Origin of the sequence: Brevundimonas naejangsanensis DSM 23858 (assembly GCF_000421705.1) — a bacterium.
GTDB lineage: Bacteria > Pseudomonadota > Alphaproteobacteria > Caulobacterales > Caulobacteraceae > Brevundimonas > Brevundimonas naejangsanensis.
The window spans coordinates 118,617-135,295 of the sequence record NZ_ATXN01000007.1; the positions used below are offsets into that span (position 1 = coordinate 118,617).

General features: G+C 70.0%; 14 protein-coding genes. 6 read left to right on the forward strand and 8 right to left on the reverse strand.

Annotated elements, in window-relative coordinates; all coding sequences use genetic code 11:
* Position 1 precedes the first annotated feature (1 nt).
* From addB to trxA, 3 genes are all read left to right on the forward strand, one after another.
* Positions 2-3,076, forward strand: a complete 3,075-nt coding sequence (gene addB / locus H556_RS0113810; protein WP_024355008.1) for a double-strand break repair protein AddB — start codon at positions 2-4, stop codon at positions 3,074-3,076.
* Positions 3,073-6,513: a double-strand break repair helicase AddA gene (addA, locus tag H556_RS0113815; protein ID WP_024355009.1), complete on the forward strand. Its 3,441-nt coding sequence runs from the start codon at positions 3,073-3,075 to the stop codon at positions 6,511-6,513. Before addB ends, addA begins: the two co-directional genes overlap by 4 nt.
* Positions 6,514-6,639: 126 nt before the next feature.
* Entirely contained in the window at positions 6,640-6,972 is a 333-nt protein-coding gene (trxA, locus tag H556_RS0113820; RefSeq protein WP_003168818.1) for a thioredoxin, read from the forward strand.
* Positions 6,973-7,210: 238 nt separating this feature from the next.
* Here the strand turns inward: trxA and H556_RS0113825 are convergent, their stop codons facing one another.
* Genes H556_RS0113825 through H556_RS0113860 form a run of 8 tightly spaced genes read right to left on the reverse strand, consistent with a single transcriptional unit; the run spans position 7,211 to position 14,383 of the window.
* Positions 7,211-8,497 carry a bifunctional folylpolyglutamate synthase/dihydrofolate synthase gene (locus H556_RS0113825; protein WP_024355010.1) on the reverse strand — a complete coding sequence of 429 codons (1,287 nt, stop codon included), beginning with the start codon at positions 8,495-8,497 and terminating at the stop codon, positions 7,211-7,213.
* 11 nt (positions 8,498-8,508) lie between these two features.
* Entirely contained in the window at positions 8,509-9,408 is a 900-nt protein-coding gene (locus H556_RS0113830; RefSeq protein ID WP_024355011.1) for an acetyl-CoA carboxylase carboxyltransferase subunit beta, read from the reverse strand.
* Between the two features lie 10 nt (positions 9,409-9,418).
* The gene (gene trpA / locus H556_RS0113835) at positions 9,419-10,276 is read right to left on the reverse strand and encodes a tryptophan synthase subunit alpha (protein ID WP_024355012.1); all 858 of its coding nucleotides are present in this window, start codon (positions 10,274-10,276) and stop codon (positions 9,419-9,421) included.
* On the reverse strand, positions 10,273-10,761 hold the full coding sequence (locus H556_RS0113840; RefSeq protein WP_024355013.1) for a hypothetical protein: 489 nt from the start codon (positions 10,759-10,761) through the stop codon (positions 10,273-10,275). Before H556_RS0113840 ends, trpA begins: the two co-directional genes overlap by 4 nt.
* A complete protein-coding gene (trpB, locus tag H556_RS0113845; protein WP_024355014.1) occupies positions 10,761-11,975 on the reverse strand; it encodes a tryptophan synthase subunit beta in 1,215 nt (404 codons plus the stop codon). Before trpB ends, H556_RS0113840 begins: the two co-directional genes overlap by 1 nt.
* Before the next feature lie 43 nt (positions 11,976-12,018).
* A complete protein-coding gene (locus H556_RS0113850) occupies positions 12,019-12,657 on the reverse strand; it encodes a phosphoribosylanthranilate isomerase (RefSeq protein ID WP_024355015.1) in 639 nt (212 codons plus the stop codon).
* Positions 12,658-12,711: 54 nt separating this feature from the next.
* On the reverse strand, positions 12,712-13,449 hold the full coding sequence (locus H556_RS0113855) for a 16S rRNA pseudouridine(516) synthase (protein WP_024355016.1): 738 nt from the start codon (positions 13,447-13,449) through the stop codon (positions 12,712-12,714).
* 34 nt (positions 13,450-13,483) lie between these two features.
* A complete protein-coding gene (locus tag H556_RS0113860) occupies positions 13,484-14,383 on the reverse strand; it encodes a class I SAM-dependent methyltransferase (RefSeq protein WP_024355017.1) in 900 nt (299 codons plus the stop codon).
* 61 nt (positions 14,384-14,444) lie between these two features.
* Here H556_RS0113860 and mutM point away from each other — a divergent pair, with 61 nt between their 5' ends.
* From mutM to rpsT, 3 genes are all read left to right on the forward strand, one after another.
* Positions 14,445-15,308: a bifunctional DNA-formamidopyrimidine glycosylase/DNA-(apurinic or apyrimidinic site) lyase gene (gene mutM / locus H556_RS0113865; protein WP_024355018.1), complete on the forward strand. Its 864-nt coding sequence runs from the start codon at positions 14,445-14,447 to the stop codon at positions 15,306-15,308.
* A 64-nt stretch (positions 15,309-15,372) separates the two neighbouring features.
* Positions 15,373-16,158, forward strand: a complete 786-nt coding sequence (locus H556_RS0113870; protein WP_024355019.1) for an enoyl-CoA hydratase — start codon at positions 15,373-15,375, stop codon at positions 16,156-16,158.
* A gap of 166 nt (positions 16,159-16,324) precedes the next feature.
* Positions 16,325-16,594: a 30S ribosomal protein S20 gene (gene rpsT, locus H556_RS0113875; RefSeq protein ID WP_024355020.1), complete on the forward strand. Its 270-nt coding sequence runs from the start codon at positions 16,325-16,327 to the stop codon at positions 16,592-16,594.
* The last annotated feature ends 85 nt before the right edge of the window (positions 16,595-16,679 follow it).

Below are 16,679 nucleotides of genomic sequence, written 5' to 3' on the forward strand. Positions count from 1 at the left end.
CATGACGGGGGGGCGCTTCGATCCATTCGCCGGAAGCGGGCCGCGCTGGCGCGCCGTACCCGCCTGGCGGCCCTTCCTCGAAGACCTCGCGGCGGGGGTGCTGGACTGGCTGGGCGACGCCCCGCCCGAGACCCTGACCGACGCCACCATCCTGCTGCCCAACCGCCGCGCCGCCCGCGCCTTCTCCTTCGCGCTCGGCAAGCTGGCGGGCGAGCGCCCCGTGCTGCTGCCGCAGGTGCGACCGCTCGGCGATCTGGAAGAGGACGAGCCGCCCTTCGCCCCCGGCGAACTGGGTCTGGACCTGCCGCCCGCCATCGCCCCCCTGACACGCCGCTTCGAGATGGCGCGCATGATCGCCGAGGACTTCGAGCCGGGGATGAAGCCCCTGCGCGCGCTCGAAATGGCCGATGCGCTCGGCGCCTTCCTCGATTCCTGCCAACTGGAAGAAGTCTCCGACCTGTCGCGCATCACGACCCTGGCCGAACAGGATCTGGCCGAGCACTGGCGCGAGAGCGCCCGCTTCCTCGGCCTCGCCGTCGAGGCCTGGCCCAAACGTCTGGAGGCGCTGGGACTGGTCGATCCCGCCTGGCGCCGTGCGACCCTGCTGCGTCGTCTGGCCGAGGCCTGGGACGCCCGCCCGCCGCAGGCCCCCGTCATCGCCGCCGGGTCCACCGGCACCGTTCCCGCCGCCGCAGACGTGCTGAAGGCCGTGGCCAAGGCGCCGCAGGGCGTGGTCGTCCTGCCCGGCCTCGACCTTGATCTGGCCGCCGATGCCTGGGACCGCATCGACGATCAGCACCCTCAGGCCGCGCTGAAGGCCCTGCTGACCCGCGCCGAAGTCGCGCGCGAGGCCGTCGAACCGTGGTTCCAGCCATCGCTCGACCCCGCCGTGGAGGCGCGCGGTCTGGCCCGCCAGCGCCTGATCAACGAAGCCCTGCGCCCCGCCGAGGCCACCGACGACTGGCGCCGCGAGATCAAGCGCCTGCGCGCCCGCTCGGCCGAGGCCGGCCGCGCCGCCGACCCCATCGCCGAGGGCCTGTCGGGCCTGACCGTCCTGTCCGTCCGCGCCGAGGAGGAGGCCGCGACCGCCGTCGCCCTGATGATGCGCGAGAGCCTGGAGCAGCGCACGCCCGACGGCCGCCCGATCACCTGCGCCCTGGTGACGCCGGACCTGCAGTTGTCGCGCCGGGTCGAGGCCCGACTGGCGCGCTGGGGCATAGTCCCGGACTCCTCCACCGGCCAGCCGCTGTCGCGGATGACGGCTGGGGTCCTGATCGACCTCGGCGCCCGTTTCCTGGCCGAGCCGCTGAAGCCGCAGACCCTGCTGGCCCTTCTGAAACATCCGCTGGTCCGCCTCGATCTGGGCGAGACGTCGCTCACCGACGCCGCCGAGGCGCTGGAGGAACACGCCCTGCGCGGCCCGCGCCCTCGCCGCTGGTCCCAACTGCGCGAGAAGCTGCTGAAGGCGGCCGAGCCTCGACGCGGCGGCCTGCCCCTGCCCGACTGGAAGCTGGCCCGCCTCAAGGGCGCGCAGGCGCTCTCCGGCCGGCTGGAGATGCTGGCGACCGCCCGCCCCTGTCCGCCGGACCAGGCCGCGCGAACCCTGACCGCCCTGATCGAGGCCTTGGCCGGTCAGAACGCCTGGGCCGGACCGGACGGCGAGGCGGCGGCCTCCCTGCTGTCGGCCCTGATCGAGGGCGGCGGTCCGCTGGGACAGACCACGCCCACCGAGTTCGCCGACCTGATCGCCGCCTTGCTGGCCGAGACCACGGTGCGGACCGGCGGCGCCACCCATCCGTCCTTGCGCATCCTCGGCGCCATCGAGGCGCGGCTGGCGCGGGCCGACCGCATGATCCTGGCCGGGCTGGAGGAAGGCGTCTGGCCCAACGCCGCCCCGGTCGATCCCTTCCTGTCGCGGCCGATGCGCGCCGCCCTGCCCCTGCCTGCGCCCGAGCGGCGCCTGGGCCAGACGGCGCAGGATTTCGTTCAGGCCGCCTGCGCCGATGAAGCCATCCTGGTCCACTGCGAACGGCGCGGCGGCCAGCCCGCCGTGCGCTCGCGCTGGCTGTGGCGGCTGGAGATGCTGACGCGCGGCGCCGACGCCCCGGACACTCCGGTCAAGCTCAGCGCGCCGGAGAGCGTCGCCGACTGGACTGAAGCGCTGGACGCCCCGCCGCCCGGCCCGGCACAGCTCGCTCCGCGTCCCGCGCCCACGCCCCCAGTCGAGCGCCGCCCGCGCAGCCTCCATGTCACCGGGGTCGAACGCTGGGTCCGCGACCCCTACGCCCTCTACGCCCGCCGCATCCTGAACCTCGAACCGATGGAGCGCCCCGGCGCCTCGGCCGAGGCCCTGGCGCGCGGCAACGCCGTGCACAAGGCCATCGAGCGCCTGACCGAGGACTGGCCCGACCTGCTGCCCGACGATCTCGACGCGGTGATCGAGCGTCTGCTGCTGGAGGAGCTGGGCGCCCACGGCTTCGAGGATGCCGCCATGGCCCGCGAGGCGCCGCTGGCGAGAAACGCCGCCCGCTGGCTGGCGGGGTTCGAAACCGAGCGCCGCGCGCGCGGCGTCGACCTGCTGATCGAGCAGCAGGGCGCATTGGAGTTTGACGCGCCTGGCGGCCCCTTCACCGTCAAGGCCTACGCCGACCGCATCGAGGTCGGCGCCCTGTCTGCCGCCGTCATGGACTTCAAGACCGGCCAGATCCCGACCGCCAAACAGATCAAGGCAGGCTTCGCCCCCCAGTTGACCCTGACGGGCTCCATACTGGCCGCCGGCGGCTTCAAGGAGACCAACGGCCCCGTCCCGCCGGAAGAACTGACCTATGTCCGCGTCGTCGGCCGCAAGAAGGCGGGCGAGGTCGCCGTGCGCGCCGCCGGGCCGGAGGCGCAGGCCCTGTCCGACGCCGCCCTGCAAGGCCTGATGGCCCGCGTCGCCGAGTTCGACCGGCCGGAGACGCCCTACCTCTCGTGGGCCGCGCCTCATCTGATGGGCAGCTACAGCCCCTACAACCTGCTGGCCCGCGTCTGGGAATGGCACGTCATCGGCGGCGGCGAAGAAGGAGAGGCGGAATGAACCTCCACGTCCGCGACGGCCTCAACCCTCAGACCCGCGCCGCCGACCCGGCCCGCTCGGTCTTCGTCACCGCCAACGCCGGATCGGGCAAGACCACCACCCTGGTCAGCCGGGTGGCGCGCCTGCTGCTGGGCGGCGCCGCGCCCTCGGCCATCCTGTGCGTGACCTACACCAAGGCCGCCGCCGCCGAGATGCAGGCCCGCCTGTTCGAGACGCTGGGCAAATGGGCCGTCATGGACGACGGAGAACTGTCGGCGGAACTGGCCAAGCTGGACGACAGCGACCCCGCCGCCCTCAACCCCGCCCGCCTGTCCGAGGCGCGCCGCCTGTTCGCCCGCGCCCTGGAGACGCCCGGCGGGCTGAAGATCCAGACCATCCACGCCTTCTGCGAAAAACTGCTGCGCCGCTTTCCCATCGAGGCAGGGGTGTCGCCGCGCTTCACTGTGCTGGAGAACGAGGCGGCGATCGCCCTGTCCCACTCAGCGCGCGAAGACCTGGCCCGCGCCGCCCTCGCCGACGCCGAGGGGCCGATCGGCGAAGCCTACAGCCATTTCGCAGTCGAGCTGGACTGGGGTCGTTTCCAGGATCTGCTGGCCCTGATCGAGAACAAGCGCGCCGAACTGACCGACTATGTCGCCCGCGTCGCCGACGGCCGCGCGCCCGGCCCCTACGTCCTGACCGGCTCAGACCCGCAAAAGTCGCCCGAAGACATCGAGGCCGACTTCCTGCGCTGGCTGGACCGGGGCGAGGTCCGCCGCATGGCCGAGCTGATGGCGACCGGTGCCAAGACCGACAAGGACCGGGCCGCCGAACTGATCCACGCCCTCGACCACGACTGGAGCTTCCACGGTCTTGGCGTCGTCTTCCTGACCGGCTCCGGCTCGCCTCGCAAGTCGATGGCGACCAAGCAGGCGCCGCCCGACGCCACAGGCTGGCTGACCGACCTTCAGGACAAGTTCCTGGCCGCGCGCGACCAGCTGCGCGCCGCCAAGGTCGCCGATGACACCGTCAAGCTGCTGACCCTCGCCAACGCCCACGCCGCCCTCTACGAGGCGGCCAAGACGGCGCACGGCGCGCTGGACTTCTCGGACCTGGTGGCGCGCACGGTCGAACTGCTGACCGTTCGCTCGACCGCCGCGTGGGTGCTGTACAAGCTGGATGGCGGCGTCGATCACGTGCTGATCGACGAGGCTCAGGACACCGCCCCCGAACAGTGGGCCATCATGCGCGCCCTGACCGGCGAGTTCTTCACCGTCCCCGAGACCGACCGCACCGTCTTCGCGGTCGGCGACGAGAAGCAGTCGATCTACTCCTTCCAGGGCGCCCGGCCCGAGCGGCTGAGGCAGGAAGCGCAGGTCTATGACAGCCTGATCACCGGAGCCGGCGGCGCGTTTGAAGGCGTGCCGCTGGAAACCTCCTACCGCTCGACCGAAGCGGTGCTGACCTTCGTGGACGCAGTCTTCGCCACGCCCGAACGCGCTCGCGCACTGGTCGGGGAGACGGGCGAGATTCCCCACCACACCGCCGCCCGCAAAGGCCAGCCCGGCGCCGTCGAGCTGTGGCCCCTGTTCGTGGACGAGGCCCCGCCCGAGCGCGACGCCTGGACCGATCCCGTCGATCAGGAAGGAACCGCCAGCGCCCGCAAACGCATGGCCCAGACCCTGGCCCTCGAGATCAAGCGTCAGGTCGAGACCGGCGCCGTCGTCTTCGCCAAGGATGGGACGCCGCGTCCCTGTGGGTACGGAGACTTCCTGATTTTGGTCCGCCGCCGCGACGCGACGTTCGAGGAGATCATCCGCGCCCTGAAGGCGGCGGGCGCGCCGGTGGCGGGCGCCGACCGGCTGAAACTGTCGCAGCACATCGTCTTCGACGACCTGAAGGCGCTGGCCCGCTTCGCCCTCTTCCCCGGCGACGATCTGACGCTCGCCGAGGTGCTGCGCGGCCCCTTCTGCGACGTTGACGAGGACAGCCTGTTCGAGCTCGCGGGCCGCGAGAAGCGCGACGGTCTGTGGCGCGAACTGAAGCGCCGAGCGGACGAACGGCCCGAGTGGGGCCGGGCGCTGGACCTGCTGCGCACGGCGCGCAGCGCCCGCGACCTCGATCCGTTCGGCTTCTTCTCCCGCCTGCTGAACCGGGTGGATACGACCGGCCAATCAGGCCGCGCCCGCATCCTGACCCGTCTGGGGCGCGAAGCCGAGGAAGCCATAGACGAGACCCTCAATCAGGTGCTGGCCGCCGAGGGACGCGGCGGGACCGATCTGGAGACCTGTCTCGCTCTGCTGGAAGCCGCCGACGTCGAGGTGAAGCGCGAACTGGAAGGCCCGCGCGGCGAGGTCCGCGTCATGACCGTCCACGGCGCCAAGGGGCTGGAGGCGCCGGTCGTCATCCTGCCCGACACGACGATGAAGGCGAAGGCGCAGGGGCCGTCCCTGATGCCGGTCGCCACCGAGAGCGGCGAAGCCTGGCTGATGTGTCCCGGTTCATCGAAGGAGGACTGCCCCGTCTCGGCCGACGCTCGCGCGGCGCGTGAGGCGCGGGTCGGCGATGAATCTCTGCGCCTGCTCTACGTCGCCCTGACCCGCGCGCGGGACAGGGTGATCGTCATGGGACGCGGCTCCAAACGCGCGCCCGAGGCCGGTGACTGGTGGTCGGTGATCGAAGAGACCTTCAACCGGCTGGGCGATCAGGTGCGGGAACTGGACGGCGGCGTTCGCCGCTACGGCGCCGACCCCGACAGCCTGCCCGCCGCCGTCGCTGCTGCCCAAATGCGCGCGGAGGCCCCCGCCTGGGCGGGGACCAACCCGCCGCGCGACGCCGCCGCCCGCTTCGCCTCGCCCTCGTCGATGCAGGAGCAGAAGCGCATCCCCGCCCCGTCGCCCCTGGCGCGCGGCGAAGGCCCAAGTTCGGGAGTGGGCGCCGGGCTGGGCCGCTTCCGGCGCGGCGACCTGATCCACCGCCTGCTGGAGCGTCTGCCTGAGCTGCCCTCGCACGACCGCCCAGACGCCGCGCACCGGATGCTGGCACGCGAGCGCGACCTGAGCGAGGACCAGCGCGCCGAAATGATCGCCGCGGCCTTCGGCGTTCTGGACGACGCCCGCTTCGCCCCCGTCTTCGGCCCCGGCAGCCGCGCCGAGGTCGCCCTGACCGGGACCGCGCCCGACCTGCCCAGCGGGGTCTCGATCTCAGGCCGCATCGACCGACTGGTGATTACGCCCGAGCGCGTGCTGGTGATCGACTTCAAGTCCAACCGCCCCGCGCCCGACCACGTCGAGGACGCCGATCCGGCCTATATTCTGCAGATGGCCATCTACGTCGCCGTCCTGCGCCGCCTCTATCCCGAGCGCGCGGTCGAGGCGGCCCTGGTCTGGACCGACGGGCCAAAGCTGATGGCGGTCCCGCAACGCCTGATGGACGCCGCTCTCGAAAATGCGCGTTGATTTGTCGGGGATTCGCACCCACATCTGTGGCCGAACGCTGACGCTACCGTCAGCGCGCGATTATCAAATGCGCTCAAGCAGCGAGCCGCCGCGCGGCGAGCGATAGCGCTCTTAAGGAGATCATTCATGGCGACTGTGAAAGTCACCGACGACAGCTTCGACGCCGACGTCCTGAAGTCCTCGACCCCCGTGCTGGTGGACTTCTGGGCCGAGTGGTGCGGCCCCTGCAAGCAGATCGGCCCGGCGCTGGAGCAGATCGCCGACGAGTTGGCAGGCAAGGTCACGGTGGCCAAGGTCAACATCGACGACAGCCCCATGGTCCCGTCCAAGATGGGCGTGAAGGGCATCCCGACCCTGATGCTGTTCAAGGACGGCCAGATGACCTCGATGAAGGTCGGCGCCATGCCCAAGGGCAAGATCGTCGAATGGCTGGCCGAAGCCGGCGTGAAGGCGGACTGAGAATTCTCCCTCTCCTTCATGGGGGAGGGTGGTTGAGGCCGTCAGGCCGAAACCGGGTGGAGGCGGCGCCGCGAACGGGGCGCCGCCTTTTTCTTTATCCCGCTCATCCCGGCGGACGCCGGGATCCAGTGCTTTGGCTATAGGCTGACCGTCGCGCCAATGATCGCCCGGTCCTCCCCACCCGGTCGCTGCGCGACCACCCTCCCCATGAAGGGGAGGGAGAGGCGGTGCATTTGATTCAGACCGGCCAGGTCTCGCGGCTGGCGCCCAGCACCTCGCCCGCCAGATAGAGCGAGCCGCAAATGACCACCCTTCCGGCGCCCAGGGCCAGGGCGCGGTCCAGCGCGGCGTCCACCGATTCAACCGCCATGGCGCCGAAACCCCGTCCCTGCGCGACGGCGGCCAGGGCCTCCGGCTCGGCGGCCGTACCCTCGAAGCCGACGGTGAAAACCTGGGCGTCGATCCCCTTCAGGGCTTCGAAGAAGCCGCCGGCGTCCTTGTTGGCCAGGATGCCGACGATCAGGGCCGTCGGGCGTGGAGCACGCGCCTGACGGTCGGACAGGGCGCGGGCCAGGGCGCGGGCGGCGTGCGGGTTGTGCCCGCCGTCCAGCCACAGTTCAGCGTCGGCCTTCTGGGCCTTGTCGGCATAGGGGCCGGCCGTCAGCCGCTGCATCCGCGCGGGCCAGCGCACGGCCTTCAGTCCCTCGGCGATGGCCGCTTCGGGCAGGTCCAGCTCCAGCGCGGCGGCGATGGCGACGCCGGCATTGTCGAACTGGTGCGCGCCGGACAGGGCAGGCGCGGGCAGGTCGAGGAACCGCTCCTGATCCTGATAGACGAGGCCGCCGCGTTCGGCCCAGGCGTCGAAGTCGACGCCCATGACGGTCAGGGGCGAGCCGACCTCGGCCGCACGGCGCGCGATCACCGCCATGGCCGCCTCGGACTGGCGCGCCACGACGCCGCGTGCGCCCGCTTTCAATATGCCCGCCTTCTCGCCCGCCACGCCCTCAATGGTCGTGCCCAGAAACTCGGCGTGGTCCAGATCGACAGGCGTTATGACGCTGAGCAGGGGCCGCGGGATGACGTTGGTGGCGTCCAGCGATCCGCCCAGGCCGACCTCGATGATCGCCAGGTCCGCAGGGGTCTCGCTCATGGCCAGAAGGCCCGCCGCCGTGGTGCTTTCGAACACCGTGGCTTCGCCGTCCGTATCAGCCATGGCCGCCTCGACCCGGTCGAGGATGGCGTTGAGGGCGTCGTCGCTGATCAGCGTCCCGGCCAGTCGGATACGCTCGTTGAACCGCACCAGATGCGGCGAGGTATAGACGTGGACCCGCAGGCCCGCCGCCTCGGCGATGGCGCGGATCAGGGCGACCGTCGAGCCCTTGCCGTTCGTGCCCGCGACATGGACCACCGGCGGCAGCCTGTCCTGCGGATTCCCGAGCGCCTCGCACAGGGCCCGCATCCGATCCAGCGACAGGTCGATGCGCTGGGGATGCCGGGCGCGCAGGCGTTCCGAGATCGGGTCCATGGGGACTGGCTTTACGCCGCCTTCTGCTTCTGGGCGGTTCCGCTCATCAGCATGGACAGGATCAGGCCCAGCGTGGTCGGCAGGTCGCCGCGCGACACCACCTTGTCCACCATGCCCTTGTCCTTGAGGTATTCGGCGCGCTGGAAGCCCGGCGGCAGTTTCTCGCGGATGGTGGTCTCGATCACGCGCGGACCGGCGAAGCCGATCAGGGCGCCCGGCTCGGCCAGGTGGACGTCGCCCAGCATGGCGTAGGAAGCCGTGACCCCGCCCGTGGTCGGGTCGGTCAGCACCACGACGTAGGGCAGCTTGGCCGCCTTCACTTCCTGAACGGCCAGGGTGGTGCGGGCCATCTGCATCAGGCTGAGGGCGCCTTCCTGCATCCGCGCCCCGCCGGCGGCGGTGTAGCAGACGAAGGGAACATTGCGCTTCACCGCCTCGCGCGCGGCGGCGATGAAGGCCTCGCCCGCCGCCATGCCCAGCGACCCGCCCATGAAGGTGAAGTCCTGAACGATGACCACGGCGGGGACGCCGCCGATGCGGCCATAGCCGATGGCCATGGTGTCCTTGCGGCCCGCCGCCTTGCGCGCCGCCGACAGGCGGTCGCGATAGGGCTTGCCGTCCGAGAACTTCAGCGGATCCTCGGGCACGTCGGGCGTGTCGATGGCCTCATACAGGCCGTCGTCGAAGGTGGCCTTCAGGCGCGTCGGCGCGTTGATCCGCATGTGACGGCCCGACGGCGTGACCCACAGGGCCGCCTCCAGGTCCGAGCGGAACAGCATTTCGCCCGTGTCGGGATCCTTGACCCACAGATTGTCCGGCGTGTCGCGCGGGCTGACGATCTTGCGCACGCCCGGCGCGAAACGCGACAGCCAACCGCCGCGCGGCTTGTTCTCGGGATTCTTATCGACCATGGGCGGGCCTTTAGACGGTTTCCGCGAGGAAAGCACTATTTTGGGATGCACTCGTCCGCGCGGTTTTCACCGCATCGGACAGCGCCTTCACCTTGGCCAGAACGCGCGGGACAGCCGGTTCGTTCGCCTCAAGGGCGGCGGCGACTTCGTTCACGAAAACCGAACCGGCGACGACGGCGTCGGCGACGCGGGCGATCTCGGCGGCGCGTTCGGGCGTGCGGACGCCGAAGCCGACCGCAACCGGCAGGCCGGAGGCGTGGCGCACGCGCTCTACGGCGGGCGCCACTTCGGCAGCGACGGCCTCCTTCACCCCAGTCACCCCGGCGACCGAGACGTAGTAGACGAAGCCGGACGTGCCCTCGGCGATGACCTTCAGCCGCTCGTCATCGGAGGTCGGCGTGGCCAGCCGGATCAGCGAAACCTCGGCCGCGTCCAGCGCGGCGGACAGCGGCCCGGCCTCTTCCGGCGGGCAGTCGACGACGATGATGCCGTCCACCCCGGCCTCGGCCGCATCGCGGGCGAAGACCTCATAGCCGTAGGATTCCACCGGGTTCAGATATCCCATCAGGATCAGCGGCGTGTCCTGATCGCCCTTGCGAAAGTCGGCCACCAGATCGAGCGTGCCGCGCAGGGTCATCCCCGCCTTCAGCCCGCGCAGGGCGGCGCGCTGGATCGGCGGCCCCTCGGCCATCGGGTCCGAAAAGGCCAGACCCAGTTCGATCAGATCGGCCCCGGCGGCTGGCAGGCCCTTCAGGATCTCCAGCGCCTCGTCCCGACTGGGGTCGCCGGTCATGACATAGGGAACGAAGCCGGCCCGGTTCTCAGCCTTCAGCTTGGCGAAACGGGCGTCGATACGGGCAGTTGTCATTGCGGCAGGGTTCCCGCGACCGGCGAGGCCGGGCCCGAGGTGCAGACGTCGCCTGGAATGACGGCGAAGCCCAGATAGCCCGGCGCCGTCGCCTCGGCCGGTTTGCTCTCGTCGTAGAAGGCGATCATCTGCAGGCCGTCGCAGCCGCCGCCCTCGCGGCGCCGCACGAAGATGACGCGGTTGTCGTCGCCGTCCGCCGCCAGCCAGTTCAGCGAGGCCAGATGTTCCGTATAGGCGTCGGCCAGGGCGCCGATCTGGTCCAGTTGCGCCGTCACGCAGAAGGCCGGGCTGCGCAGCAGGCCGCCGCAGTCAGCCGCCTCGGTCGCCGGAGGCAGGACCGGCATTCCTGTCGCCGCCGGGCCGGGCGGGACGGTCGGCGCCGTCTGCACCGGCGCCTGAGGGGCGGGCGCCGCGGTGTTCTGCGCCAGGGTCAGGCTCGGCGAGGCGGCCGTCAGAACGGCGGCGATCAGCAGGGTCTTCATCATTACAACTCCACGCCCAGATGCTGGGCCACGGTGTTAATGTCCTTGTCGCCCCGGCCGGACAGGACGATGACCAGATCGCCCTCCTTGCCGAGTTCCCGGGCCACCTCGCCGGCGCGCGCCAGGGCGTGCGACGACTCCAGCGCCGGGATAATGCCTTCCAGTTTGCACAGGGTCTGGAACGCTTCCAGCGCCTCATCGTCGGTCGTCGACAGATATTCGCCCCGGCCCAGGTCGTGCAGCCAAGCGTGTTCCGGCCCCACGCCCGGATAGTCGAGCCCGGCCGAGATGGAGTGGCCTTCCAGAATCTGACCGTCGGCGTCCTGCAACAGATAGGTGCGGTTGCCGTGCAGCACGCCCGAGCGCCCGCCCTTCAGGCTGGCGGCGTGGGCGGGGGTGTCCAGACCGTGGCCCGCCGCCTCGACCCCGATCAGACGAACAGCCTCGTCCTCAATGAAGGGGTGCATGGCGCCGATGGCGTTCGATCCGCCGCCGATGCAGGCCATGACGGCGTCGGGCAGGCGACCGATCTGGCGCTGGGCCTGCGCCTTGATCTCCTTGCCGATCACCGACTGGAAGTCGCGCACCATCGCCGGATAGGGCGCCGGGCCCGCCGCCGTGCCGATGATGTAATATGTGTCAGCGACATTGGTGACCCAGTCGCGCATCGCCTCGTTCATGGCGTCCTTCAGCGTCGCCGCCCCCGCCGTGACGGCCGAGACCTCGGCGCCCAGCAGCTTCATGCGGAAGACGTTCGGCTGCTGCCGGGCCACGTCGACGGCGCCCATGTAGACGGTGCAGGGCAGGCCGAAGCGGGCGCAGACGGTGGCCGAGGCGACCCCGTGCTGACCGGCCCCCGTCTCGGCGATGATGCGCGTCTTGCCCATGCGGCGGGCCAGCAGAATCTGGCCCATGCAGTTGTTGATCTTGTGCGCGCCGGTGTGATTCAGGTCCTCGCGCTTCAGCCAGATCCTGGCGCCGCCGAAATGCTCGGTCAGCCGTTCGGCGAAATAGAGCGGGCTGGCGCGGCCGACGTAGTGCTCCAGATAGCCGTCCAGTTCGGCTTGGAAGCTGGGGTCCGCCTTGGCCGCCTTATAGGCCGCGTCCAGCTCGTGGATCAGCGGCATCAGCGTCTCGGGCACGAAGCGGCCGCCATAGGGGCCGAAGCGCCCTTCGGCGTCGGGCCAGGCGTAGGAGTTCGACAGTGGGGCGTTCACGATATCGGGCACACGAAAGTCTTCAGGGAGGAAGGCGACGAAATCAGGACCGCGATGCGGCGTCCAGAAAAGCTTTGATCAGGGCCCGGTCCTTAACACCCGGCGCGCTTTCAACGCCAGAGGAGACATCAACCATCGGCGCCCCTGAAATCCGCACCGCTTCGGTGAGATTTTCCGCAGACAGCCCGCCCGCGAGGAACCAGTTTGCCGCAAGCGCCCGGTTCTGCATCAGCCTCCAGTCGAACGACGCCCCCACGCCGCCGGGCAGATCGGCCCCTTGCGGCGGCTTGGCGTCGAACAGCAGGTGATCGGCGACGCCGGTCCAGTCGGCGACGCCGGCGAAGTCCGCTTCGTCCCGGATCGGCAGGGCCTTGATGACCCCCGCCCCCGTCAACCGACGAACCTGGGCCGCGCGCTGCGGCGTCTCATGGCCATGAAGCTGGATGAAGTCGGGCCGCAGGATCAGGGCGACTTCGCTCAGCAGGGCGTCGTCGGGATCGACCAGAACGGCGACGACCTTGGCTTTCCCGCGCGCCCGATCGAACAGGGTGGCGGCGTGCAGCGGCGGGATGTGACGCGGGCTCTTCGGAAACACCACCGCCCCGACAAAGGCCGCCCCGCCGTCCAGCGCCGCATCCAGCGTATCCGGCGTCGTCAGGCCGCAGATCTTGGTCAGGGTCATGACAGGGAGGTGCGCGACTGTGGGGAAGAGGTCAAGCACGCCCAGCCCCTTTCCTTAGGCGAAGATCGAAGCGATCTCATCCTCGTTCAGCAGCCGCCACGCACCCGGCGCCAGATCGTCGCCCAGCGTCAGCCCGCCCAGCCTCTCGCGGTGCAACGCCTCGACGTGATTGCCCGCCGCCGCGAACATCCGGCGCACCTGGTGATAGCGGCCCTCCGTCACCGTCAACCGCGCCTCGGTCGGCGACACCACCTCCAGCACGGCGGGCGCCAGCGGCTTGTCCTCGCCCTCCAGCACCAGTTCGCCCGAGGCGAACAGCGCGCCCTCCGTCCCGTTCAGCGGCCGCGCCAGCGTCGCGCGATAGACCTTGGCTACATGGCGCTTGGGGCTGATCACCCGGTGCAGCAGGTCGCCGTCGTCGGTCAGCAGCAGCAGGCCGCTCGTCTGCTTGTCCAGCCGCCCGATGGTCGAGATCGCCGGGTCGCGCCGCCGCCAGCGGTCGGGCAGGACGTCATAGACCAGCGCCCCGTCCTCCTTGTGCGAGCAGGTCATGCCCAGCGGCTTGTTCAACAGGATGACGAGGCCCGGCACAGGATCCAACGGCTCGCCGTCGATCTCCATGCGGCTCGGCAGGTCTGGCGTCACCGGAATGCGCCTGGACACGTCAGTCAGATCGGCGCCGTCCAGCACGATGCCGCCCGCCTTGCCCAGCCGGGCCATCTCGGCCCGCGAGCCGTAGCCCATCGAGCCCAACAGCTTGTCCACGCGGGATGTTGGAATCTTCTTGCTCATGCCCTAACGCCCTTCGGGCTGCTTGAGGGCGGGTTCATTTCACCGCCTCGAAAATCTTGTAGCCGCCCTGATCCAGGACCATCCGCACCCGCTTGAAGGCCACGTCCAGTTCGGCCTCATAGGGCAGATGGCGGTTGGCGACGATCCAGGCGGTCCCGCCCTTCTTCAGCATCTCGGCCGCCTTGCGGATGAAGGCCTGACCCAGCCGCCGGTCTTCGGCGCCGCCGTCGTGGAAAGGTGGATTGCTGACGATGAAATCCAGGTCGCCCGCCGCCTCCAGCGTCCGCACATCGGCCCAGCCGAAGCCGGCGCGCGTATCTTCGACATTGCGCTTCGCCGCCTCGACCGCGCGCCGGTCGATGTCGATCAGCCGCAGGGCCGTCACGGCGGGCGCGCGCAGCACCACCGTCGACAGCGCCCCGAAACCGCAGCCCAGATCGGCCCCCGCCCCCTTCAAAGGCGGCAGGACTTCGGCCAACAGAGCCGTGCCCGGATCGATCCGGTCCCAGGCGAAGACGCCCGGCTGCGACCAGGCCTCGAGCCCCGGAACCACGCGCGGCGCGCCCGCCTCAATGGCGGCGTCCAGTCCCTCGACCGTCTCGGGGCGGATGACGATGCAGCGGCGATGATGGGCCTTGGCCGTCTCAGCGACCTCAAGCCCGAAGCCCTTCAGCTCCTTGCCCAACCGCGAACCGCCCTTGTCCTTGGGCGCCATGACGTCCAGCCGCCCGCCGGGCTTCAACGCCTTCAACGACAACGCCAGCGTATAGCGCCGCTCAACCGCGCCCGGCGGCGCGTAGAGCATCACCCCGTCGGCCGATCCGGGCGCGATCGCCTCCAACGCCGTAGAACCGGGGATCAGGGGCGAGGTCTGGGTCGCCGTCGCGGGCGGATCGAACACGGCGGGCGGGCGGCCGTAGAGGAGCATGGTCATCCCCCGCCTATAGTCCCTTCCCCCCTCGCCCGAGAAGCCGCCCGCGCCTAAGCTGTCGTCCATGCCCGAATTACCTGAAGTCGAAACCGTCCGCCGCGGCCTGGAACCCGTGCTGGAAGGCGCTCGCCTGAGCGCGCCGCGCCAGAACCGGCCGGACCTGCGCTTTCCCTTTCCCGAACGCTTCGTCGAGCGGCTGGACGGGGCGACGGTGCTACGGCTGGACCGGCGGGCGAAATACCTGCTGTTCCCCCTGTCGACCGGCGAGACCTGGATCACACACCTAGGGATGACCGGCCGCTTTACTCTGGAAGGCGTCGTCCCCGGCCTGTTCGAGACGGACGCCCCCGTCGTCGGCAAGCATGAGCATATGAGCCTGACGGCTGATCGCAGCGGCGTGCTGACACGGCTGGGCTACGCCGATGCGCGGCGCTTCGGCTTCATGGGGCTGATCCCGACCGAGGCGGTCGAGGGCCATGCCTGGTTCGCCAAACTGGGACCAGAGCCTCTGGGCAACGCCTTCTCCGGTGCCCATCTGGCCGAAGCCTTCGCGGGCAAGGCGCAGAACATCAAGGTCAGCCTGCTGGACCAGAGCATCGTGGCGGGTCTGGGCAACATCTATGTGTGCGAGGCGCTTTACCGGGCGCGCATTTCACCCCTGACGGCGGCGAGCAAGGTCAGCCGCCCCCGACTGGAGCGATTGGCGGTCGAGGTCCGCAACGTCCTGGCCGACGCCATCGCGGCGGGCGGATCGACCCTGAAGGACTTCGCCAACGTCGAGGGCGGCCAGGGCTACTTCCAGCATCGCTTCGACGTCTATGGCCACGAGCATGAGCCGTGCCGCACCGAGGGCTGTCGCGGCGTGGTGAAACGCATCGTCCAGGGCGGCCGCTCGACCTTCTTCTGTCCGGTTTGCCAGAAGGGTTGAGGGGTGTTCCTGTGAGCGGCCCGAGACGCTAGACCTGCCCCGAACGAGTTGAGAGGAGCGCCTGATGGCCGACGCCTATTCCACCCTGCTGATCGAACGCTGCGCGGACGGCTATGCGGTCGTCACCCTGAACCGGCCCGAGGCGCTGAACGCGCTGAACACCACCCTGACCGGCGAACTGGGCGACTTCCTGGAAAGCGTGGCTGACGACGACAGCGTCCGCTGCATCGTCCTGACCGGCTCGGCCAAGGCCTTCGCGGCCGGCGCCGACATCAAGGAGATGGCGGATCAGGCCTATGCCGACATGTATCGCGGCAACTTCTTCGCTCGCGCGCACGACCGGGTGGCGAACTTCAGGAAGCCGATCATCGCGGCGGTGTCGGGCTATGCCCTGGGCGGCGGCTGCGAGCTGGCCATGCTGTGCGACTTCATCATCGCCTCGGACACGGCGAAATTCGGCCAGCCCGAGATCAACCTGGGCGTGGCGCCCGGCATCGGCGGCTCGCAACGCCTGACCCGCGCCGTGGGCAAGGCCAAGGCGATGGACATGTGCCTGACCGGCCGGATGATGGACGCCGCCGAGGCCGAACGCTCGGGTCTGGTGTCCCGCGTCGTCGCCGCTGACGCCCTGCTGGACGAGGCGCGCGCCGCCGCCGCCAAGATCGCCGGACAGTCGATCCTGGCCGTCATGGCCAATAAGGAACTGGTCAACGCCGCCTTTGAGACCACCCTGGCGCAAGGGGTGGTGTTCGAGCGTCGCCTGTTCCACTCCCTGTTCGCCTTCGACGACCAGAAGGAGGGCATGGCCGCCTTCGTCGAGAAGCGGAAGCCCGCCTTCACCGGCCGCTGAATCCATGTCGGGGCCGGATGAAACGAGGCGCAAACCTCGGCCCCGACTCAATTCCCGCCGGATCGCGTTGACCGTTCGGGGGCTTTCCGCTATAGCCGCCCGCTCTTGAGATTTTCTCGCCGTGGACGTGTGGTTTACGGCGTTTTCGTTCGAAGGTTTTTACCCGATGGCCAACAATGCAGGCGCCCGCAAGGCGATCCGCAAGATCGAAGCGCGGACCGAAGTGAACAAGGCCCGCCGCACCCGCGTTCGCACCTACCTGCGCAAGTTCCAGGAAGCCGTCACGGGCGGCGACGTGGAAACCGCCAAGGCTGCGTTCATCACCGCCCAGTCGGAACTGATGCGCGCCGTGTCCAAGGGCGTGGTTCACAAGAACACCGGCTCGCGCAAGGTCAGCCGTCTGGCCGCCCAGCTGAAGAAGCTGTCGGCCGCCTGATTTCGCACGGGCGCTCGGACGGGTCTTCACGGCTTCGTCAAACGACGCAATGCGACGGCTACGGAAGGCCCTTAACAAGCATTTC